Below are 18,144 nucleotides of genomic sequence, written 5' to 3' on the forward strand. Positions count from 1 at the left end.
GTCGTGGGGCCTTCCTGTGGTGGCTTCTGCTGCTCGCGTGTGTGCCCGCCGGGCGCTGCACGCCTGGTACTGCTCGCCGACGCCGCACACCTGCACGCTCACCTGTGGTGCCCGCCGGTACGGGAGCGAGGCGATCTTCGCACACCCTCGTGCGCCGATCGCCTCCGTTCCCCCCTTGGCCCGGCAGGACCCCTCGCCGGTGCCGTGCGGTCAGCGGGTGCGGCCCCACTGCGGTTCCCGGCGGCGCAGTTCACGCATCGCGATGGTGCGCTTGTGGACCTCGTCCGGGCCGTCGGCGAGGCGCAGGGTGCGCAGATGTGCGTACATGCTGGCGAGCGGGAAGTCGTCGGAGACGCCGCCTCCGCCGTGCACCTGGATGGCCCGGTCGACCACCTTCAGCGCGACCTCGGGTGCGGCCACCTTGATCGCGGCGATCTCGGTGCGCGCGTGCCGGTTCCCCACGGTGTCCATGAGGTACGCGGCCTTGAGAGTGAGCAGCCGGACCATGTCGATCTCGATGCGGGACTCGGCGATCCAGTCCTGCACATTGGCACGGTTCGCCACGGGCTCGCCGAAGGTCGTACGCGCCTGGGCCCGGTCGATCATCAGGTCGAGGGCGCGCTCCGCCATGCCGACGGCGCGCATGCAGTGGTGGATGCGGCCGGGGCCGAGCCGCGCCTGGCTGATCATGAAGCCGTCGCCCTCTCCGGCGAGCAGCGCGGTGACCGGGACGCGGACGTTCTCGAAGACGACCTCGGCGTGCCCCTCGCGGTCCTTGTAGCCGAAGACGGGGAGGTTGCGCAGGACGGTGACGCCGGGGGTGTCGATCGGCACGACCATCATGCTCTGCTGACGGTGCGTCGCGGCTTCCGGCTCCGTCTTGCCCATCACGATGAGCACCTTGCAGTTCTTGTGCAGGGCGTTGGAGGTCCACCACTTGCGCCCGTTGAGGACGTAGTCGTCGCCGTCCCGCTCCATGCGGAGCTGGATGTTGGTGGCGTCGGAGCTCGCCACGGCGGGCTCGGTCATCGCGAAGGCGGACGCTATCTCGCCGTCGAGGAGCGGCTTGAGCCACTTCTCCTTGTGCTCGTCGGTGCCGAAGAGGGTGAGCACCTCCATGTTGCCGGTGTCCGGCGCGTTGCAGTTGGTGGCCTCGGGGGCCAAGTGCGCGCTGCGGCCCATGATTTCGGCGAGCGGGGCGTACTCGAGGTTGGTGAGGCCGGGGCCCCACTCGGGGTGCGGGTGGAAGAGGTTCCACAGGCCGCGCTTCTTCGCGTCCGCCTTGAGCTCTTCGAGGACGGGCGGGTGGAAGTGCGGATCGCCGGACTCCGCCATCTGCGCCTCGTAGACGGACTCCGCCGGGTAGATCCGCTCGTCCATGAAGGCGAGCAGTTTCTCCTGGTACTCCTTGGCCCTGTCGGTCAGCTCGAACACGTGGTTCTCCTCACGGGGGGGATGGATTTCAGGGACCGGCGCGGCAGCGCGGCGCGGCCGGCTAGCGGGATCGGTCATCGGGCTGCGCGTCTGCCCGTGTTGCTTGTGCTGCGCGTGCTTCGTGTGCTGCCTGTGCTTCGTGTGCTGCCTGTGCTGCCTGTGCTGCCGCTGCCTGTGTCGCCTCTTTCGCCACGTCCAGGTGCAGCAAGGACCTCAACTCCTCGGCGGTCGTGGCCGCTTCGCGGTGGACGATCCCGGCGAGGCCGGCACGTCGTGCCGCGACGATGTTGTGTTCGAGGTCGTCGACCATGACGGTCTCGGCGGGATCGGTGCCGAGCCGCTCGCACGCGATGGCGTAGGCACGCCGGGACGGTTTGCGTACGCCGATCTCTCCGGAGATCGCCACGGCGTCGAACATGGCCTCAAGGTCGAAGCCCGCGTAGCAGTCGTCGCCCAGGGAGTTGGAGAGCAGGCCCACGCGGTGTCCCGCGGTCCGAAGCTCGGCGACGAGGTCGAGCATCGCCTGGTCGGGGCGCAGTTCGGTCTGCATCAGGGACAGGAGTCCGGGACCCTGGACATCGGCTCCGTGCGCGCGCAGCCGCTCGGCGAAACCGTCCTCGAAGTCACGCTGGCCGAGTCGGCCTTCCTCGTGCTCCACGAGGAGGGCGCCGGAGGGCTCGTCCTTCGCGAGCAGCCGGAGCGGGAGCCGCGGATCCACGCCGAGCTTGGTGCCGAAGGCCTCGAACGCCTTGAACACGCTACTGGTCAGCACTCCCCCGAAGTCGAAGAGGACGGCGCTGATTCGGGTACCCAAGAGACAGCCTCCTGGTCGCAGGTTCGGGAAGCATCCGCAACGTACCTGAACCCGGACTCAACTTCAATGACTCCCCCTGTGCTCGACCGCCTCAGGGCATGTACGAAACCGAGACATCCCACGCGTGTCGCCCCGATCCACCGGCGTCCTCGGGCAAAAGTGACCGGACAGCCGACCACCCCCTTCCAGCTCCCCGACCTGCCCGGTTCCAGCCCCCTGACCTGCCCGGCGGTCTGCGTCCGCTTCGCGACAAGGACGCGATCGACGAGGAGTGACAGGCCCTGGCCCGCACGGCCGGACAGGACGCCCCCGGGATATGGCCGCAAGGGGGAACGTCCTGCAGCCGGTCCGCTGCCCGGCTGCCCGAGCGCAGCAGGTGGTCGCGCCGGTGCTGCTCGGCGGCCTGCCGAGTCGGACGATGTTGCGAAGGCGGCGGTCGCCCTCGTTCTGGCAGACCGAAGCTGCTCAGCGCAGTACGGCCGCCAGCAGGTCGGCCCCCAGCGCCGTCAGATCGGGCAGATTGACGGTGTAACGGACGTAACGGCCCTGCCGCCGGGCCGTGAGCAGGCCCGCGCGGCGCAGGACAGCGAGGTGGCGGGAGACTTCCGGGGGCGAAAGCTCCCAGGCGTGGGCCAGCTCACCGGTGGTGTGCGGGCCGCGGGCCAGGGTGCGCAGCAGCCGCAGCCGTACCGGATGCGCGAGCGCCTCCAGCCGTAGCGTGACCGTTTCCAGCGATACCGGCTCTGATGGACTCGGCTCGGCGACGGGGTACTGCACCACCGGCTGCCAACCGGGCGCGTGGACCGCCACCAGATGCGGGCGGCCGAAGACACTGGGGAGGAAAGTGACCCCGGTGCCGTGGGCGGCGGTCGCATTGTCCTGCAGCTTGTCCACGATGATGCAGTTGCCGTCCGGTGCCAGGGTGACGGCGCTGGAGATCGACGCGAGTGCCGCCCCGATGCCCTGGCGCTTCATCAGGTCGTTCTTCAGGCGCAGGTCGGTGGCGAGTTGCACGGCGGCGCCCATCCAGGCGGCGTCGAAGAAGGCCTCGGCGCACTGTTCGAGGGTGTGGCGCACCCGCGCCCGCACGGCTGCGGGGTCCGCGAGCAGCCGTTCCGCGAAGGCCTCTTGGAGCGCGCCGCGGGCCTGGGCGAGGTCCAGGGCCCGCTCGCGCGCCGTCGCGTCGGCGAGCGGTGACGGCGCGGCGAAGTGGACCCGGTTGCTGCCGCACGTGGTGACGAGCGCGGCGGTCACATAGGTTTCGTCGTCGATCCGGTCCACATCGTCCAACTCCTCGGCGAGGGTGGGCCGGGGACGAGCGGGGACCAGGAAGTCGGCTCGTGAGGAACGCCAGAGGAACTCCGCCTCCCTGAGCCGCTCGGCCAGCTCCGGCCGCAGCCCGGCCCAGACGTCCCCGGCCCAGCCGGCGAGCTGCGGGTGATGCCCGGGTTCGGCCAGCACGTGCAGCATCGCGGTCAGCTCGGCCAGCGGGGAGGCAGCGAACCGCAGTCGTCCGGACGGCAGGCCGCCGATGTCGATCCTCAACGTCATCCCCTCATTCTCGGTGGTCGGACAGCCGACGACCGCGTCGGTTGACGGTGTTCGTCAACCGACGCGGTCGGCCCGGCGGCCGAACGCACCGTTGACGCCATGGCAACCACCACCAAGATCCAGCCGCGCGCCCTCGTCCGTGCCTCCGGAGGCCCCCGCTATGCCGTCGCTCTGGCCGTGGACGCGCTCGGCACCGGCTTGCTGCGGCCCTTCCTGCTGCTCTACGGGATGAACGTGCTGAGGCTGTCCCCACCCGCCACCGGCATCGCCATGACGGTCGGCGTCGTCGTGGGTCTGGTGTGCATGCCCGCGGTCGGCCGATGGCTGGACCGGGGCGCACGCAGCACGGTCGTGGCAGCGTCGATGCTGGTGCGGGTGCTGGGCGTGGCGCTGCTGCTGGCCACCCCGGCGGGGCACGTCCGGCTGTTCGCGACGGCGGCGCTCTTCCTCGGCATCGGCAACCAGGCATGGCCGGCCGCCCACGCAGCTCTCGTGGCCACGGTCGCCCACGGCCGCGAACGCGACACCGCTCTCGCGGCCGGCCGCGCCCTGCGCAACGCCGGCCTGGGTGCGGGCGGCCTGGTCGCCGCTGTGTGCCTGGCGGGCGGCACCACCGCATTGCAGGCGCTGGCAGCCGTCACCGGGCTCGCCTACCTCACCGCGGCGTCCTTGGCGTGGTCGGTCCACGTGCACGCTCATCCGGCCGCTGCTCCGGCCAAGGACAGGGACGACGGGCCCGCACCCCGGATGCGCGCGCTGCTGGCCGCCAACGTGATCTACGCCTTCTGCCTCAACGTCCCCGAAATCGCGCTCCCCCTCGTCCTGGCGAAACAGTTGCACGCAGCCCCGGTGTGGTCGGCAGCCATCTTCGTGGCGAACACGGTGCTGGTGGTCACCCTGCAGGTCCCGGTCACCCTCCTGATGTCCCGCTTCTCCCGGCGGACCGTGCTGGCTCTCGCCGGCGTGGTAATCGCCGCGTCCTACCTCGGCTTCCTGGTGGCCACCTCACTGGGGCACGGCTGGGGCGCCCCGGCCGTCGCCACGGTCTCCGTGGTCTGCACCATCGGCGAGATCATCTACGCCGGCAGCGCCACGGCGCTCGTCACCGTCCTCGCCCCGGCGCATGTCCTGGGACGCGCCCTCGCCCGCTTCCAGCTCTCCACGGGCTTCGGCCTCGCCGTCTCCCCGGCGGCCATCACCGCTCTCGCCTCCCGCGGCTCGGCCGCCCTCTGGGGCAGCCTGGCCGCTGCCACGCTCCTCTCCGCCTCAGCCGTTGCCACCGAGAAAGATCAAGGAACGCGGCTCAGCAGTTACTGCCGCCGGGCGCGAGCAGGCTCGCGAGCTCGGCGATCGCCACGGGAGACGGCTTGAAGCAGCGGCGGACGATCGTAGGCTGCTTGTGCCGGGACTTCGCCATCCGCATCAACAGCGCGGCCTGTTCGCCGAGATGGGTCAGTGCGGAGTGGCGGTACTCGTACAGGTCCCAGCCCGTGCCCGGTCCGCGCAGGACGGTGTGCTCGTCGAGCAGGGCGCGGGCCTGCCCGTAGGAGAGACGGGCCAGGCCGGTGTCCGGGCACACGTCGCGTGGGCTGACGACCTTGCCCGGCCCCGGGCGGCGGTGGGTGACGGACTCGGACCATCGGTCCGTCGTAGCCGCGCTCACGGCACCGGCCGAGCCAGGACAGCACCCCCGCCCGGCGGGAGTTCCAACAGCGGCCCAGGGCGCGTCATTCGCGGAGTGTCAGGGCGTGACGTGCGCGGCCATGACGTGCTTGATCCGCGTGTAGTCGTCGAAGCCGTAGCGGCTCAGGTCGCTGCCGATGCCCGACTGCTTGTATCCGCCGTGGGGCATCTCGGCGAGGACCACCTGGTGGCAGTTGAGCCAGACACAGCCGAAGTCGAGTTCGGCGCTCAGCCGCATGGCGCGGCCCAGATCGGCGGTCCATACGCTGGACGCCAGGCCGAAGTCGACGCCGTTGGCCAGGGCGACGGCCTCTTCCTCGGTGTCGAAGGGCTGGACGGTGACGACGGGGCCGAAGATCTCGCCCTGCACCACGTCGTCGTCCTGGCGGACACCGGAGATGACGGTGGGCGGGAAGAAGTAGCCGGGCCGGTCGACGCGCCGGCCCCCGGTCTCTACGTGGGCGTGCTCCGGGAGCGTCGCGATGACGGACTCGACGCGGGCGGCGTGGGCGGCACTGTTGAGAGGACCGTAGAAGGCGTCCTCGTCCGGTGAGCCTGTCCGGGTGTCGCGGGCGGCGTCGACGAGGGCCGTCAACAGGGCGTCGTAGAACGGGCGTTGGACCAGGATCCGGGTCACGGCAGTGCAGTCCTGGCCGCCGTTGAAGAAGGCGGCGTCGGCGAGGGCGCGGGCCGTGCGGACGGGGTCGACGTCGGCGAAGACCACGGCCGGGGCCTTGCCGCCCAGCTCCAGGTGGACGTTCTTGACCTCGCGGGACGCCTCGGCCATGACCTCGGAGCCGGCCCGGGTGCTGCCGGTGATGGCCACCATGTCCACGTCCGGATGGGCGACGAGCGCGCGTCCGGTGTCCCGGTCGCCGCACACGACATTGACGACGCCCGGCGGGAAGACGCGCGCGGCGAGTTCCCCGAGCAGGACGGTCGACCAGGGCGTGGTGTCGGACGGCTTGAGGACCACCGTGTTGCCCGCGGCGAGCGCGGGGCCGAGCTTCCACACGGCCATCATCAGCGGATAGTTCCAGGGCGTGACCTGGGCGACGACACCCACGGCCTCGCGGCGGACGTACGACGTGTGGCCCTGCGCATACTCGCCCGCGGCGACGCCCTCCAGGACACGGGCGGCGCCCGCGAAGAAGCGCAACTGGTCGGCGCCGCGGCCGACTTCGAGGGTGCGGGTCGTCTCGCGCGGCTTGCCGGTGCTGCGCACTTCCGCGTCGACCAGCTCGTCCGCGTGGGCGGTCACGAGGTCGGCGAGGCGCAGGAGTGCCTCCTGCCGCTGGGCCGGGGTGCTGCGGCGCCAGGCGGGCAGGGCCCGGCGCGCGGCGGCCACGGCCGCGTCCACGTGCGCGGCGGACGAGCGGGGCGCGGTGCCGTAGACCTCACCCGTTGCGGGGTCGGTCAGCTCCATGCGGTCCGCGACCTCGGTACTGCGGCCGTCGACGATGTTGTGCAGGGTCAGGTCAGACATGGCAGCTCTCCTTGCGCAGGGAGGCGACGGTGACACCGGGGGCCAGGCGCCCGTCGGTCACCTTCAGCTCGATGAGGGCGGCCTTGCCGCTGTCGAGGGACCGCTGGAGCGCGGGCCCGAACTCGCCTGTGCCCGTGACGGTTTCGCCGTGGGCGCCGAAGGCGCGGGCGTACGCGGCGAAGTCGGGGTTGCCGAGTCCTGTGCCGCTGACCCGCCCTGGGTAGGCCTGCTCCTGGTGCTGGCGGATGGTGCCGTACTTGGCGTTGTTCAGCACGATGATCAGCGGCTTGGCGCCCTCGGCCACGGCGGTGGCCAGTTCCTGACCGTTCATCAGGAAGCAGCCGTCGCCGGCGACGGAGACGACCCGGCGGTCCGGATCGTGGATCGCGGCGGCCACGGCGGCGGGTATGCCGTATCCCATGGACCCGTTGCGAGGGGCGAGTTGGCGTGTGCCGTCGTGGTAGGTGAGGAAGCGCTGCGCCCAGATGGCGTGGTTGCCGGCGCCGAAGGTGATGACGGCGTCCGCGGGCAGCCGGTCGTCGAGGGTGGCGAAGACGGTGGCGAGGTCGAGCGGGTCCCCCTCCGGGACCGGGGTGCGGAACGCCAGATGGGCGGCCCTGTCCTGCTTGGTCCGTACGGCCCACGGCAGGGGGCTGCCGGGGCGCAGGGTGCGTACCGCGTCCGCGAATGCCTCGGGGGCGGCGAGCAGGGTGAGTTCGGCGGGGTACAGGGCGCCCGGCGGCTGCGGTTCGGGCAGCACCTGGACGAGCCGGGGGCCGGTTCCGTCGGTGGGAAGCAGCGTGAACCCGTCGGTCGCGACGTCACCCGGTGCGGTCCCGAGTGCCAGCAGAAGGTCGGCCTCGCGGACCCGCTGCGCGAGCGCGTCGTCGCGTCCGTAGCCGAGCGGGCCGACGTACACCTCGGACTCGTTGTCGATGAGGTCCTGGCAGCGGAAGTCCACCGTCACGGGCAGGGACCACGCCTCGGCCCAGTCCCGTACGGCGGCGCGGGCGTCCGAGGTCCAGCGGCCGCCGCCGAGAAACAGGAGGGGTCGTTCGGCGGACGTCAACAGCCGTTCCAGGGAGGTGAGTTCGGCCGGGGTCAAGCCGCCGCCGGGTACGGGCAGCGGAGTTGCGTCGGCGACCCGTACGACGTCCGTGAGCATGTCCTCCGGCAGACCCAGGACCACGGGTCCCGGCCGGCCGCTGCTCGCGACGGCGAACGCGCGGGCGACGTACTCGGGGATGCGCGCGGCGTCGTCGATGGTCTCGACGAGCTTGGCGCTCGCGCCGAACGTGCCGCGCAGGTCGAGTTCCTGGAAGGAGGCGCGGTCGGTGTGCCCGCGCGGCACCAGACCGATGAACAGGACCATCGGCGTGGCGTCCTGGTACGCGGTGTGCAGGGCGACCAGCGCGTTGGTGGCCCCGGGGCCCCGGGTCGTGAAGCAGACTCCGGGGCGCCCGGTGAGCTTGCCGTGGGCCTCGGCCATGTAGGCGGCGCCGCCTTCGTGGCGGCAGACGACCATGTGGACAGGAGCGTCGTGCAGGGCGTCGAGCGCGGCGAGGTAGCTCTCGCCGGGCACGCCGTAGACGGTCTCGACGCCGTGTGCGGACAGCTGGTCGATGAGGACCTGGCCGCCGGGACGGGCGGGGTGGTGCTGGGTCATGCGGTGGCCTTCTGAGGTGCGGAGGTGTTCTCGGGCGTGGTGGCGGACCGGCTGCCGAGCAGCGGGCCTGCCAGGAAGGAGCCGGCCGCGGTGCAGGCGGCGATGAGGACGAGGAGGAGGGCGACGCCCCAGGACGCGCCGTCGGTGACGCCGGTCAGCCAGGCGGCGACGAGCGGGACGAAGCCACCGAGGACACCCGAGAGGTTGTACGACATGGCGACGGCGCTGTAGCGGAAGGTCTCCGGGAACAGGCCCGTGACGACGGCGCCGATGGTGGCGTAAGGGATGGAGATGACGGCGACGCCGAGCGTCACACCGAGGATGACGAGGGCGGTCTGTCCCGTGTCGACGAGCCAGAAGACCGGGAAGGCGACCAGGACGGACAGCACGCCGCCGACGGCGCACACCTTCCACGGGCCGACGCGGTCCGCGATCCGGCCGCCGATGTAGATCACGACCATCTCGGCCACGGCGGCAAGGAGCGTGGCATTCAGCATCACGGACTTCGCGATGCCGAGCTGTTCGGTGCCGTACGAGATCATGAAGGTGGTCAGCAGGAAGAAGCCGCCGATGCCGAGGAAGGCCGCGAGGACGCTGATGATCATGCGGCCCCAGGTCTTGCGGAAGGCTTCGATGAGGGGGGCGGGCGCGGGACCGTTCTTCTCGGCGTCCTCGATCATGGAGCGGAAGACCGGGGACTCCTCGATGCGCAGGCGCAGGTAGAGCGCGAAGACGAGCAGGCCGAAGGCGGCGAGGAACGGGATGCGCCAGCCCCACGCGTAGAAGGCGTCGTCGGGCAGCAGGCCGACCAGGGCGAAGGCGCCGCTGGAGAGCAACGTGCCGACGGGTGAGCCGAGTTGGGGAACCGCCGAGTAGCTGCCGTGCTTCTCCTTCGGCGTGTGTTCCAGGGTCAGGAGCATCGCGCCGCTCCACTCCCCGCCGACCGAGATGCCCTGCACGAAGCGGAGTACGGCGAGCAGCACGGGGGCCCAGATGCCGATGGTGTCGTACGACGGGAGGAGGCCGATACAGCCGGTGGCGACACCCATCATGACGACCGTGATGATCAGCGCGGCCTTGCGTCCGTAGCGGTCGCCGATGTGGCCGAAGACCGCGGCGCCGATGGGCCGGGCCGCGAAGCCGACGGCGAAGGTCACGAAGGAGGCGATGGTCGCCGTCGTGGCGTCGAGCGAGGGGAAGAACAGCTTGTTGAAGACGAGCGCGGCCGCGGTGCCGTAGAGGAAGTAGTCGTACCACTCGAGGGCGGTGCCGATGAACGCGGCGGACAGGAGGCGCTTGATGTCGGCGGTGCCGGCGACGGTGCGGCCTGTTGGCGGCGTCGTGCTGTTGGAGCTCACGGAATCTCCCGGGGGACGGTGACCGCCTGGGCGGTCGGGGGACGGTGGAGCGAGGAGCGTGCCTCAGGCGGAGGCGGTCAGGCCGAGCGGGTCGTGGGCGACGGTGCCGCCGACGGAGGTGGCCAGGATCCGGATCGCGCCGATGCGGTCCGGCGAGATGCGGGTGGGGTCGGCGTCCAGGACGGTGAAGTCGGCCAGGTGACCGGGGCGCAGGACGCCCTTGCGGTCGCCGTGGCCCGTGGCGTGCGCGGAGCCGACGGTCCAGGCACGCAGCGCGGCGAGTGCCGTGACGCTCTCGTCCGCGCCATAGGGCGCGCCGGTCTCGGTGAGGCGCTCCACCATGGACTGCATCGCGGGCAGCGGGGCGCCGGGAGCGACCGGCCGGTCTGAGCTGCCGGGCACGACAATGCCCAGGTCGAGCAGGGAACGCAGCCGGTACGACCACGGGGTGCGCTGCGGCCCGAGCGCTGCCGCCATGGCGTCTCCGAAGGCGTACAGGAAGTTGTGCTGCGGCACGGGCACGGCGCGCAGCTCGGCGAAGCGGGCGAGCTGGTCGGGGCGTACGACTCCGGCGTGCTCGATCCGGTGGCGCACCTCGGGGCGTGGGTGGGCCCGTTGGGCGCGGGCGAAGGTGTCGAGTGCGAGGTCGACGGCCCGGTCGCCGATGGCGTGGGCAGCGACGGTCCAGCCGGCCCGGTGCGCGGCCACCACGGTGTCGGCCATCGCCTCGGGGTCGCCCTGGAAGTATCCGGTGGCGGACGTGTCGTGGGGGCAGCCGCAGAACGGTTCGGTGACGGCGGCGGTGCGGCCGAGCAGCGAGCCGTCGAGGAAGATCTTTACGGGGCCCAGCGAGAGCCGGTCGTCGCCGAAGCCCGTGCGCATGCCGAGGTCGAGGCCGAGGGTGATGGCGTCGTCGGCGTGAGCGGTGAGCGGGTGCAACACGTCGGAGGCAGCCATCACCTGGGCCCGGGCGTGCAACTGGCCGCTTTCACGGGCGAGTTGATAGGCGGCGAGCTCCACCGGGCTGTGCCCGATCCAGCCGCCGCCGATGCCCGCTTCGGTGAAGCTGGTGATGCCCTCGGCGAGGTAGTGCCGGGTGGCGGCGCCGATGGCGTCGGCGAGGGCGGCCACGGGGTACGGCAGCACCTGGCGTTGCACGAGCTGCTGCGCGGTCTCTTCGAGAAGTCCGTTGGGCCGCCCGTCCGCGTTTCGGGCGACGACGCCGCCGGTGGGGTCGGCGAACCCGTCGGCCAGCGCTCCGGCCTTCTCCAGGACAGGCGAGTTGACGATGCAGGCGTGTCCGGAGGTGTGCTTGAGCCACACCGGGCGGCCGCCCGCGGCGCGGTCGAGTGCGTCGCGGTGCGGCTGGACGCCGCCGAGCTTGTGGTGGTCGAGCCCGGCGCCGATCACCCACGCGTCCCGCGGCCGGCCTTCCGCGTGGGCGGCGACGGCGGCGTACACCTCGTCCACCGACCGGGCCTTGGACAGGTCGAGCTGGGCGAGGGTGAGGCCGAACCACGCGGTGTGGCAGTGGGCGTCGTTGAAGCCGGGGACGAGGGTGGCGCCGCCCGCGTCCAGGACGCGGCGCGCGGGCAGGTCCTCGACGTCGTCGTCGAGTCCCGCGATCCTGCCGTGCAGGACTCCCAGGGTGCGGGCGGTGGGCCGGTCGTCGTCGAGGGTGAGGATACGCGCGTTGCGCACCAGCAGATCGAGGAGCATGGGGTGGGTCCGTCCCTCAGGCGAAGTGGTGCAGTTGGGCGAGGGGCAATTCGGTGACGGCGTCGGTTCCGGTGGGGACGTCGTCGACCAGGACGGGAGCGGGCTCGCGCGGCACGTGGACGCGTGGTGTGGCGGTGTTGTGCAGCATGTCGGCCCGGGTCAGGCCGCGTGCGCCGACGATCGGCGCGTACTGCAGACCCTGCGGGAGCGCGGCGCGGGCGGCCCGGTCCTCCAGGGCGGCCTGCGCGACGAAGATCCGGGACAGGCGTGCGGGGGCGTCGCCGAGTGCCCCGAAGTAGGGGCGGTAGGTGCGGGGCTGGGTCAGGCGGGTGGAGCCGGAGCCCGATCCGGTGTTGCCCCAGGCCACGAAGCCGCCCTTGACGACGAGTTCGGGCTTGGTACCGAACCAGGCGGGGTGCCACAGGACGAGGTCGGCCATGCGGCCCGGCTGGAGGGAGCCGACCTCGTGGGCCAGGCCGTGAGCGATCGCCGGGTTGAGGGTGATCTTCGCCAGATAGCGCAACGCCCGTGCGTTGGCGGCGTGTTCCACTCCCCCGGCGCCGTTCGCGAGGGCCTGCACATGGGCGAGCTGCCAGGTCCTGCGCACGGTCTCGGCCATCCGGCCCATGCCCATGGAGTCGGAGTTGACGATGCTGATCGCACCCAGGTCGTGCAGGGCGTTCTCGGCGGCGATGGCGTGGCCTCGGATGCGGCCCTTGGAGATCTCGATGTCGCTGGGCGAGTGGTGGTTCTGCCGGTGGACCGTCATGGTCATCGGGAACAGCTCGCCGACGGTGTTGGCGGTGTACGGAACCGTCGGGGTGGTCGACGAGGGAAGCACGTTGGGCTCGGAGAGAATCTCCAGGAGGTCGGGGTGACCGCCGCCGCCCTCGACGTGGTAGGCGTGCACGGTGCGGCCGCGGGTGGCGCCGATGGTGTCGCGCAGATAGCCGGACTCGTTCATGGAGTCGGTGTGCATGGCGACGGGCAGGTCCGCCTGTTCCGCGGTGCCCAGGCACGTCTCGATGATGCGCGGGGTGGCCCCGAAGTCCTCATGGATCTTGAAGCCGCCGGCGCCCGCGAGAACGGACTCGTCGAGCAGGGCGCGCGAGGTGGAGGAACCGCGGGCGAGGAAGGCGATGTTGAGCGGGGTGCCGCGCCAGGACGCCATCAGGGTGTGCAGGTTGTGCGCCGGGTTGCAGCCGATCTCCCAGACGCCGCCGAGACCCATGCCGACGAGCGTGGTGACTCCCGCGGACAGCGCGGCGGGTGCCACCTCGGGCGAGGAGAGGTGGACGTGGCTGTCCACGATGCCCGGGGTGGCGATCAGGCCCTCGCCCGGGATGACCGAGGTGTGGGAGTCGATGGCGAAGTCGACGTCCATGACATCCGGGTTGCCGACGCCGCCGACGGCGACGATCCGGCCGTCCTTGATGCCGATGTCGGTCTTGCGGACGCCCAGCACCGGGTCCATCAGGACCACTCCCGCGACCACCATGTCGAGCGCGGAGTCCCGCTCGGAGCGCGGCGATGCGAGCAGTCCGTCGCGCACCGTCTTGCCGCAGCCGCCGAGCAGTTCGTCGCCCGGCGTGCCGTCGTCCTGCTCCACCTCGACCCACAAGCACGTGTCGCCGAGCCGGATCCGGTCGCCGGTCGTGGGCCCGTAGAGGGCGTTGTACGTGCGGCGGTCGACCTGTGTCATGACGCCTCCTCATGGCGTGCCGTCACCACGTCGACTTCGCGTACGGCGCCGGGTTCGAAGGACAGGGCGGTGCCCGCCGGGATGTCGAGCCGCATGCCCGCGGCGGCCTCGCGGTCGAGCTCCAGGGCCGCGTTCGCTTCGGCGAGCGGGTAGTGCGAGGACAGGTAGACGGTGCGGTCGCCGTTGTTTCGGATGGTCAGCCGCGAGCGGAGCCTGCCGGTGTTGATCAGGACCGGGTCGGGTGCGGTGCGGACGGCTCCCGGCCCGGGTTCGCCGCTCCCGCCCGTGGTGGGGATCGGGTGGTCGATCGCCACCAAGGACGTACCGCTGGGGAACAGGGCCTCGACCTGGATCGTGGTGACCATCTGCGGCACCCCGTCCATGACGTCGTCCTCGGTGAGGACCTTGCGGCCCGCCGCGATCACGTCGTCGAGGCTCAGGCCGTCCCAGGCGGCTTCGAGAACCTCGTCGCAGATCAGGGCGATCGCCTCCGGCGCGTTCAGCCGGCGCCCGCGCGCCCTGCGGCGGCGCGCCAGTTCCGCGACGGTGAACAGCTGGATCCGCTCCAGCTCGCGAGGGGTCAAATGCACAGCTACCCGGCCCTCCATGCAGTGGAATTCCGGCCACGGCCTGCCGGACACTCCAAGAATTCACGGGGTCTGGCGCGAAGCCAACGTTGATATGGCGCCGATGGGGCGGCCAGGATTGTGCACATGAACAGTGAGCCCGTCCTCTTCCCGCCCCCGGATCCCCGGGTCACCGAGCTAGCCCGGGGCTGCCTCGAGGACATCGACAGCCTCGTCGGCCTCTGGGTGGAGTGCGTACGACCCGTCCGTGCCTCCTACGCGGACCGCGTCTCGGAGGAGGACTTCCGCGCCACGGCCTGGCAGGCGTTCGAGTACCTGCTGCGCAAGGTCGCCTGCCTGCCCCTGCCCGAGCGCATCGCCACGGTCTCCGAAGAGATCGGGGAGAGGCGCGCCCGGCAGGGTGTCCCCCTGGACTCCCTGCTCGCGGCGGCCCGCCTCGACTTCCGCGTGGTCTGGGCGGCTCTGGTCGACAAGGCTGGCGAGAAGGACAAGGCCGAGCTGGTGACGTCCGCGTACCACGTGTGGGAAGCCGTGGAGAAGCATGTCACCGGGATCATGACCGCGTATCAGCGCACCATCCTGGACATGGGGCGCCGCGCGGCGGACGAGCGGCGCATGTGGTTCGCCCGGCTCCTGGACAGCGAGGGCCGCAATCCGACGGTGGTACGGGACGCGGCGCTCGCTCTCGGCTTCCAGCCCGACGACCGCTTCCTGTGCGCGGTGGCGCCGCCGCAGCACGGGGCAGGGCTGCGCAGGGCCGCGACGGCGCTGCGCACCGCGGAGACACCCGTTCAGCTGCAGGAGGTCGCGTCGGATCTGGTCCTCGCCGTGCAGCTGGGGCGGCGCACCACGGCGGAGACCGTGCTCGCGCTGCTTCAGGAGACGCCGTGCGGGGTCGCTTCCGCCCCGGCGGGCCTTGCCGCGGTGCCGCGTGCGGTGGTGCTCGCGACGGCCACGGCGCGCGTGCTGCCGGTGGACGCCGCGGGTCCACGGCGGCTCGAGGACAGCTGGCTCGATGTCCTGGTGCAGCGCGCGGAAGGCTTCGGGCGGGATCTCGCCGACGACGTCCTCAGCGGGCTCGACGCGGAAGCGGTGCCCGTCGGCGAGACGAAACGCCTCCTCGATACCGTACGGTCGCACCTGGCCGGGACCGGGTCCGTCGCGGACACCGCGGCCGCCCTGTACTGCCATCGCAACACGATCCAGCAGCGGATCAACCGGTTCGCCGAGCTGACCGGCCGCGATGTGCGGCGCCCCGAGGACGCCGCTCTGGTGGCCCTCGCCCTGCGCGCCCGTGACCAGCACGAGAAGGACCACCGGCCATGAACAGCAAGCACGTCGCGTTCGACGACCTCGACCGCAAGATCGTCGCCGCCCTGATCGCCAACGCCAGGACGAGTTTCGCGGAGATCGGCGCGGCCATCGGTCTGTCCGCCACCGCGGTCAAGCGGCGCGCCGACCGGCTGCGGGAGAACGACGTCATCACCGGCTACACCGCCACGGTCCGGCCGGCCGCGCTCGGCTGGAGCACCGAGGCGTTCGTCGAGGTGTACTGCGACGGCGCGGCGCCGCCTCGTCGGCTCGCCGAAGTCGTGCGCAACCACCCGGAGATCACCTCCGCAATGACCGTGACGGGCGGCGCCGACGCATTGCTGCACGTCAGGGCCACGGACGTCGGCCATTTCGAAGAGGTGCTCGAACGCATCAGGGCCGAGCCGTTCATCCGCAAGACGATCAGCTACATGGTCCTTTCCCATCTGCTGCCGGACAGCGCGGAGGCCGGCGCCCGCGAGCCCGCCCCGGACGACGCAGCAAACCAGCGCTGACTTCCCCATCTGCGCAGCATTACTGCGGGCACACGCATCCAAATACTCTTGTCGAGCGCGACTGCCGCTTCCTACCGTGGAGACACCCTCTGATCGTTGTCCCGCCGGAAGCGGAGGTACCCGTCTGTGCCCAGGCGCTATCTGGTGTGCGAGCCTCGATACTTCGACGTTCAGTACGCCATCAACCCGTGGATGCGTGACGACGTGCGGGTCGACACCGCGCTCGCCATCGCGCAATGGCAGAACCTCATCGAGACCTACCGCGCGCACGGACACACCGTGGAGACCGTGCCGCCCGTCCCGGGCCTGCCCGACATGGTGTTCGCCGCGAACTCGGCGCTCGTCGTGGCCGGCCGTGTCCTCGGCTCCCACTTCCATGCGGAGCAACGCCGCCCCGAGTCCGCGGAGTACGAGACGTGGTTCAAGGCGGCGGGCTACGACGTCCACCGCCCGGAGTCGGTCTGCGAGGGCGAGGGCGACCTCGTACCGGCGGGCCGCTACGTTCTCGCGGGCAGCGGATTCCGTACGACGCGTGCCGCGCACGACGAGGCGCAGGAGTTCTTCGGCGTACCGGTCATCGGACTCCGCCTGGTCGATCCGTACTTTTACCACCTGGACACCGCGCTGTTCGCCCTCGATCACCCCGACGATCCAGTTGATCCAGATGATCCGGACGGCGGCACCATCGCGTACTACCCGGAGGCGTTCTCGGCCGGGAGCCGCGAGGTGCTCGCGCGGCTCTTCCCGAGCGCCGTGCTCGCCACCCGCGACGACGCGATGGCCTTCGGCCTCAATTCCGTCTCCGACGGCCGTCATGTCTTCGTCGCCCCGCAGGCCACCGGGCTCATCGCACAGCTCACCCACCGCGGATACGTCCCCGTCCCCGTCGACCTCTCCGAGTTCCACAAGGCCGGCGGAGGCATCAAGTGCTGCACCCAGGAGATCCGTTCATGACCGTCGCCCCCGTCCAGGCCCCGCGTTCCTCTGCCGAGCTCATCAGCGCCGAGACGCCGGTGCTCGCGCACAACTACCACCCCCTGCCCGTCGTCGTCGCGCGCGCCGAGGGCACCTGGGTCGAGGACGTCGAGGGCCGCCGCTACCTCGACCTCCTCGCGGGTTACTCGGCCCTCAACTTCGGCCACCGCCACCCCGCCCTGATCGAGGCCGCCCACCGTCAGCTCGACCAGCTCACGCTGACATCGCGCGCCTTCCACAACGACCGTCTGGCCGGCTTCGCCGAGGGCCTCGCGGAGCTGACCGGGCTCGACATGGTGCTGCCGATGAACACGGGCGCCGAGGCCGTGGAGAGCGCCGTCAAGGTCGCCCGCAAGTGGGCGTACGAGGTCAAGGGCGTCCCCGCGGACCGGGCGACGATCGTCGTGGCGGACGGCAACTTCCACGGCCGGACGACCACGATCGTCAGCTTCTCCACGGACGAGTCGGCCCGCGCCGGGTTCGGGCCGTTCACCCCGGGCTTCCGCGTGGTCCCCTACAACGACCTGGCCGCGCTGGAGGCGGCGGTCGACGAGACGACGGCGGCCGTCCTGCTCGAACCCATCCAGGGCGAGGCCGGGGTGGTCATCCCGGACGACGGCTATCTCACCGGGGTACGCGATCTGACGCGGCGGGCCGGCTGCCTGTTCATCGCCGACGAGATCCAGTCGGGGCTCGGCCGCACGGGCCGCACGCTCGCCGTCGACCACGAGGCCGTACGCCCCGACATGCTGCTCCTCGGCAAGGCGCTCGGCGGCGGCATCGTGCCGGTGTCGGCGGTCGTCGCGGGGCGGGACGTCCTGGGGGTGCTGCGGCCGGGCGAGCACGGTTCCACGTTCGGCGGGAACCCGCTGTCCGCGGCGGTCGGCTCCGCCGTCGTCGACCTGCTCGCCACCGGAGAGTTCCAGCGCCGGGCGGCAGATCTGGGCGAGGTGCTGCGCGCCGGGCTCGAAGCCCTGACCGGTAAGGGAGTCAAGGCCTTCCGGGCCCGCGGTCTATGGGCGGGCGTCGACATCGACCCGGCCATCGGCACGGGCCGCCGGATCAGCGAACTCCTTCTGGACGAGGGCGTACTGGTCAAGGACACCCACGGTTCGACGATCCGCCTGGCCCCGCCCCTGACCATCACCCGCGAAGAACTGGAATCGGCGCTCGCCGCGCTGGGGAGGGTGCTGGGCTAGCCCCTGGACCCGGGCGCGATCGGCAGACCGGCCCGGCCACCGTCAGCAGTGGCCGGGCCGTGACCTCGGGCTCAGCGTGGAAAGGACCGCTCTCCCCGATCGAAATCGATGTGTCGTCATGGCCGACAGGCGGATGAGCCCGCG

The 18,144-nt window shown here is 71.5% G+C and carries 14 protein-coding genes and 1 pseudogene; 5 read left to right on the forward strand and 10 right to left on the reverse strand.

Annotation, left to right across the window (positions count from 1 at the left end; translation table 11 throughout):
• Positions 1 to 210: 210 nt before the first annotated feature.
• The 3 genes from OG574_RS05125 to OG574_RS05135 all read right to left on the reverse strand — a co-directional run bounded on the left by OG574_RS05125 (position 211) and on the right by OG574_RS05135 (position 3,799).
• Positions 211 to 1,434, reverse strand: coding sequence for an acyl-CoA dehydrogenase family protein (locus OG574_RS05125; protein ID WP_100593295.1), 1,224 nt, complete (start codon positions 1,432 to 1,434; stop codon positions 211 to 213).
• Between the two features lie 61 nt (positions 1,435 to 1,495).
• Positions 1,496 to 2,248 carry an HAD family hydrolase gene (locus OG574_RS05130; RefSeq protein WP_326772072.1) on the reverse strand — a complete coding sequence of 251 codons (753 nt, stop codon included), beginning with the start codon at positions 2,246 to 2,248 and terminating at the stop codon, positions 1,496 to 1,498.
• A 465-nt stretch (positions 2,249 to 2,713) separates the two neighbouring features.
• A complete protein-coding gene (locus tag OG574_RS05135) occupies positions 2,714 to 3,799 on the reverse strand; it encodes a helix-turn-helix domain-containing protein (RefSeq protein WP_326772073.1) in 1,086 nt (361 codons plus the stop codon).
• Between the two features lie 99 nt (positions 3,800 to 3,898).
• Between OG574_RS05135 and OG574_RS05140 the strand changes: the two genes are divergently transcribed.
• On the forward strand, positions 3,899 to 5,170 hold the full coding sequence (locus tag OG574_RS05140) for an MFS transporter (protein WP_326772074.1): 1,272 nt from the start codon (positions 3,899 to 3,901) through the stop codon (positions 5,168 to 5,170).
• Here the strand turns inward: OG574_RS05140 and OG574_RS05145 are convergent.
• The 7 genes and pseudogenes from OG574_RS05145 to OG574_RS05175 all read right to left on the reverse strand — a co-directional run.
• Positions 5,103 to 5,426: pseudogene (locus OG574_RS05145) on the reverse strand (site-specific integrase); the annotation flags it as partial. The gene OG574_RS05140 and the pseudogene OG574_RS05145 overlap by 68 nt on opposite strands.
• Positions 5,427 to 5,540: 114 nt before the next feature.
• On the reverse strand, positions 5,541 to 6,968 hold the full coding sequence (locus OG574_RS05150) for an aminobutyraldehyde dehydrogenase (protein WP_326772075.1): 1,428 nt from the start codon (positions 6,966 to 6,968) through the stop codon (positions 5,541 to 5,543).
• Complete coding sequence (locus OG574_RS05155) at positions 6,961 to 8,634, reverse strand: thiamine pyrophosphate-dependent enzyme (protein WP_326772076.1); 1,674 nt, start codon at positions 8,632 to 8,634, stop codon at positions 6,961 to 6,963. Before OG574_RS05155 ends, OG574_RS05150 begins: the two co-directional genes overlap by 8 nt.
• Positions 8,631 to 9,992 (reverse strand): MFS transporter, encoded by a 1,362-nt coding sequence (locus tag OG574_RS05160; protein ID WP_326772077.1) that lies wholly within the window; start codon positions 9,990 to 9,992, stop codon positions 8,631 to 8,633. Before OG574_RS05160 ends, OG574_RS05155 begins: the two co-directional genes overlap by 4 nt.
• A gap of 63 nt (positions 9,993 to 10,055) precedes the next feature.
• Positions 10,056 to 11,711: an amidohydrolase gene (locus tag OG574_RS05165; RefSeq protein WP_326772078.1), complete on the reverse strand. Its 1,656-nt coding sequence runs from the start codon at positions 11,709 to 11,711 to the stop codon at positions 10,056 to 10,058.
• A 16-nt stretch (positions 11,712 to 11,727) separates the two neighbouring features.
• Positions 11,728 to 13,413 (reverse strand): urease subunit alpha, encoded by a 1,686-nt coding sequence (locus tag OG574_RS05170; protein WP_100593287.1) that lies wholly within the window; start codon positions 13,411 to 13,413, stop codon positions 11,728 to 11,730.
• Positions 13,410 to 14,003 (reverse strand): urease subunit gamma, encoded by a 594-nt coding sequence (locus tag OG574_RS05175; protein ID WP_326772079.1) that lies wholly within the window; start codon positions 14,001 to 14,003, stop codon positions 13,410 to 13,412. Before OG574_RS05175 ends, OG574_RS05170 begins: the two co-directional genes overlap by 4 nt.
• A 123-nt stretch (positions 14,004 to 14,126) precedes the next feature.
• Here OG574_RS05175 and OG574_RS05180 point away from each other — a divergent pair, with 123 nt between their 5' ends.
• From OG574_RS05180 to rocD, 4 genes are all read left to right on the forward strand, one after another.
• Positions 14,127 to 15,326 (forward strand): PucR family transcriptional regulator, encoded by a 1,200-nt coding sequence (locus tag OG574_RS05180; RefSeq protein WP_326772080.1) that lies wholly within the window; start codon positions 14,127 to 14,129, stop codon positions 15,324 to 15,326.
• A complete protein-coding gene (locus tag OG574_RS05185; RefSeq protein ID WP_326772081.1) occupies positions 15,323 to 15,826 on the forward strand; it encodes an Lrp/AsnC family transcriptional regulator in 504 nt (167 codons plus the stop codon). The genes OG574_RS05180 and OG574_RS05185 overlap by 4 nt, the downstream gene beginning before the upstream one ends.
• Positions 15,827 to 15,922: 96 nt before the next feature.
• Complete coding sequence (gene ddaH, locus OG574_RS05190) at positions 15,923 to 16,780, forward strand: dimethylargininase (protein WP_442816793.1); 858 nt, start codon at positions 15,923 to 15,925, stop codon at positions 16,778 to 16,780.
• Positions 16,777 to 18,000 carry an ornithine--oxo-acid transaminase gene (gene rocD, locus OG574_RS05195; RefSeq protein ID WP_326772083.1) on the forward strand — a complete coding sequence of 408 codons (1,224 nt, stop codon included), beginning with the start codon at positions 16,777 to 16,779 and terminating at the stop codon, positions 17,998 to 18,000. Before ddaH ends, rocD begins: the two co-directional genes overlap by 4 nt.
• Positions 18,001 to 18,144 lie beyond the last annotated feature (144 nt).

The organism is Streptomyces sp. NBC_01445 (assembly GCF_035918235.1).
Taxonomy (GTDB): domain Bacteria; phylum Actinomycetota; class Actinomycetes; order Streptomycetales; family Streptomycetaceae; genus Streptomyces.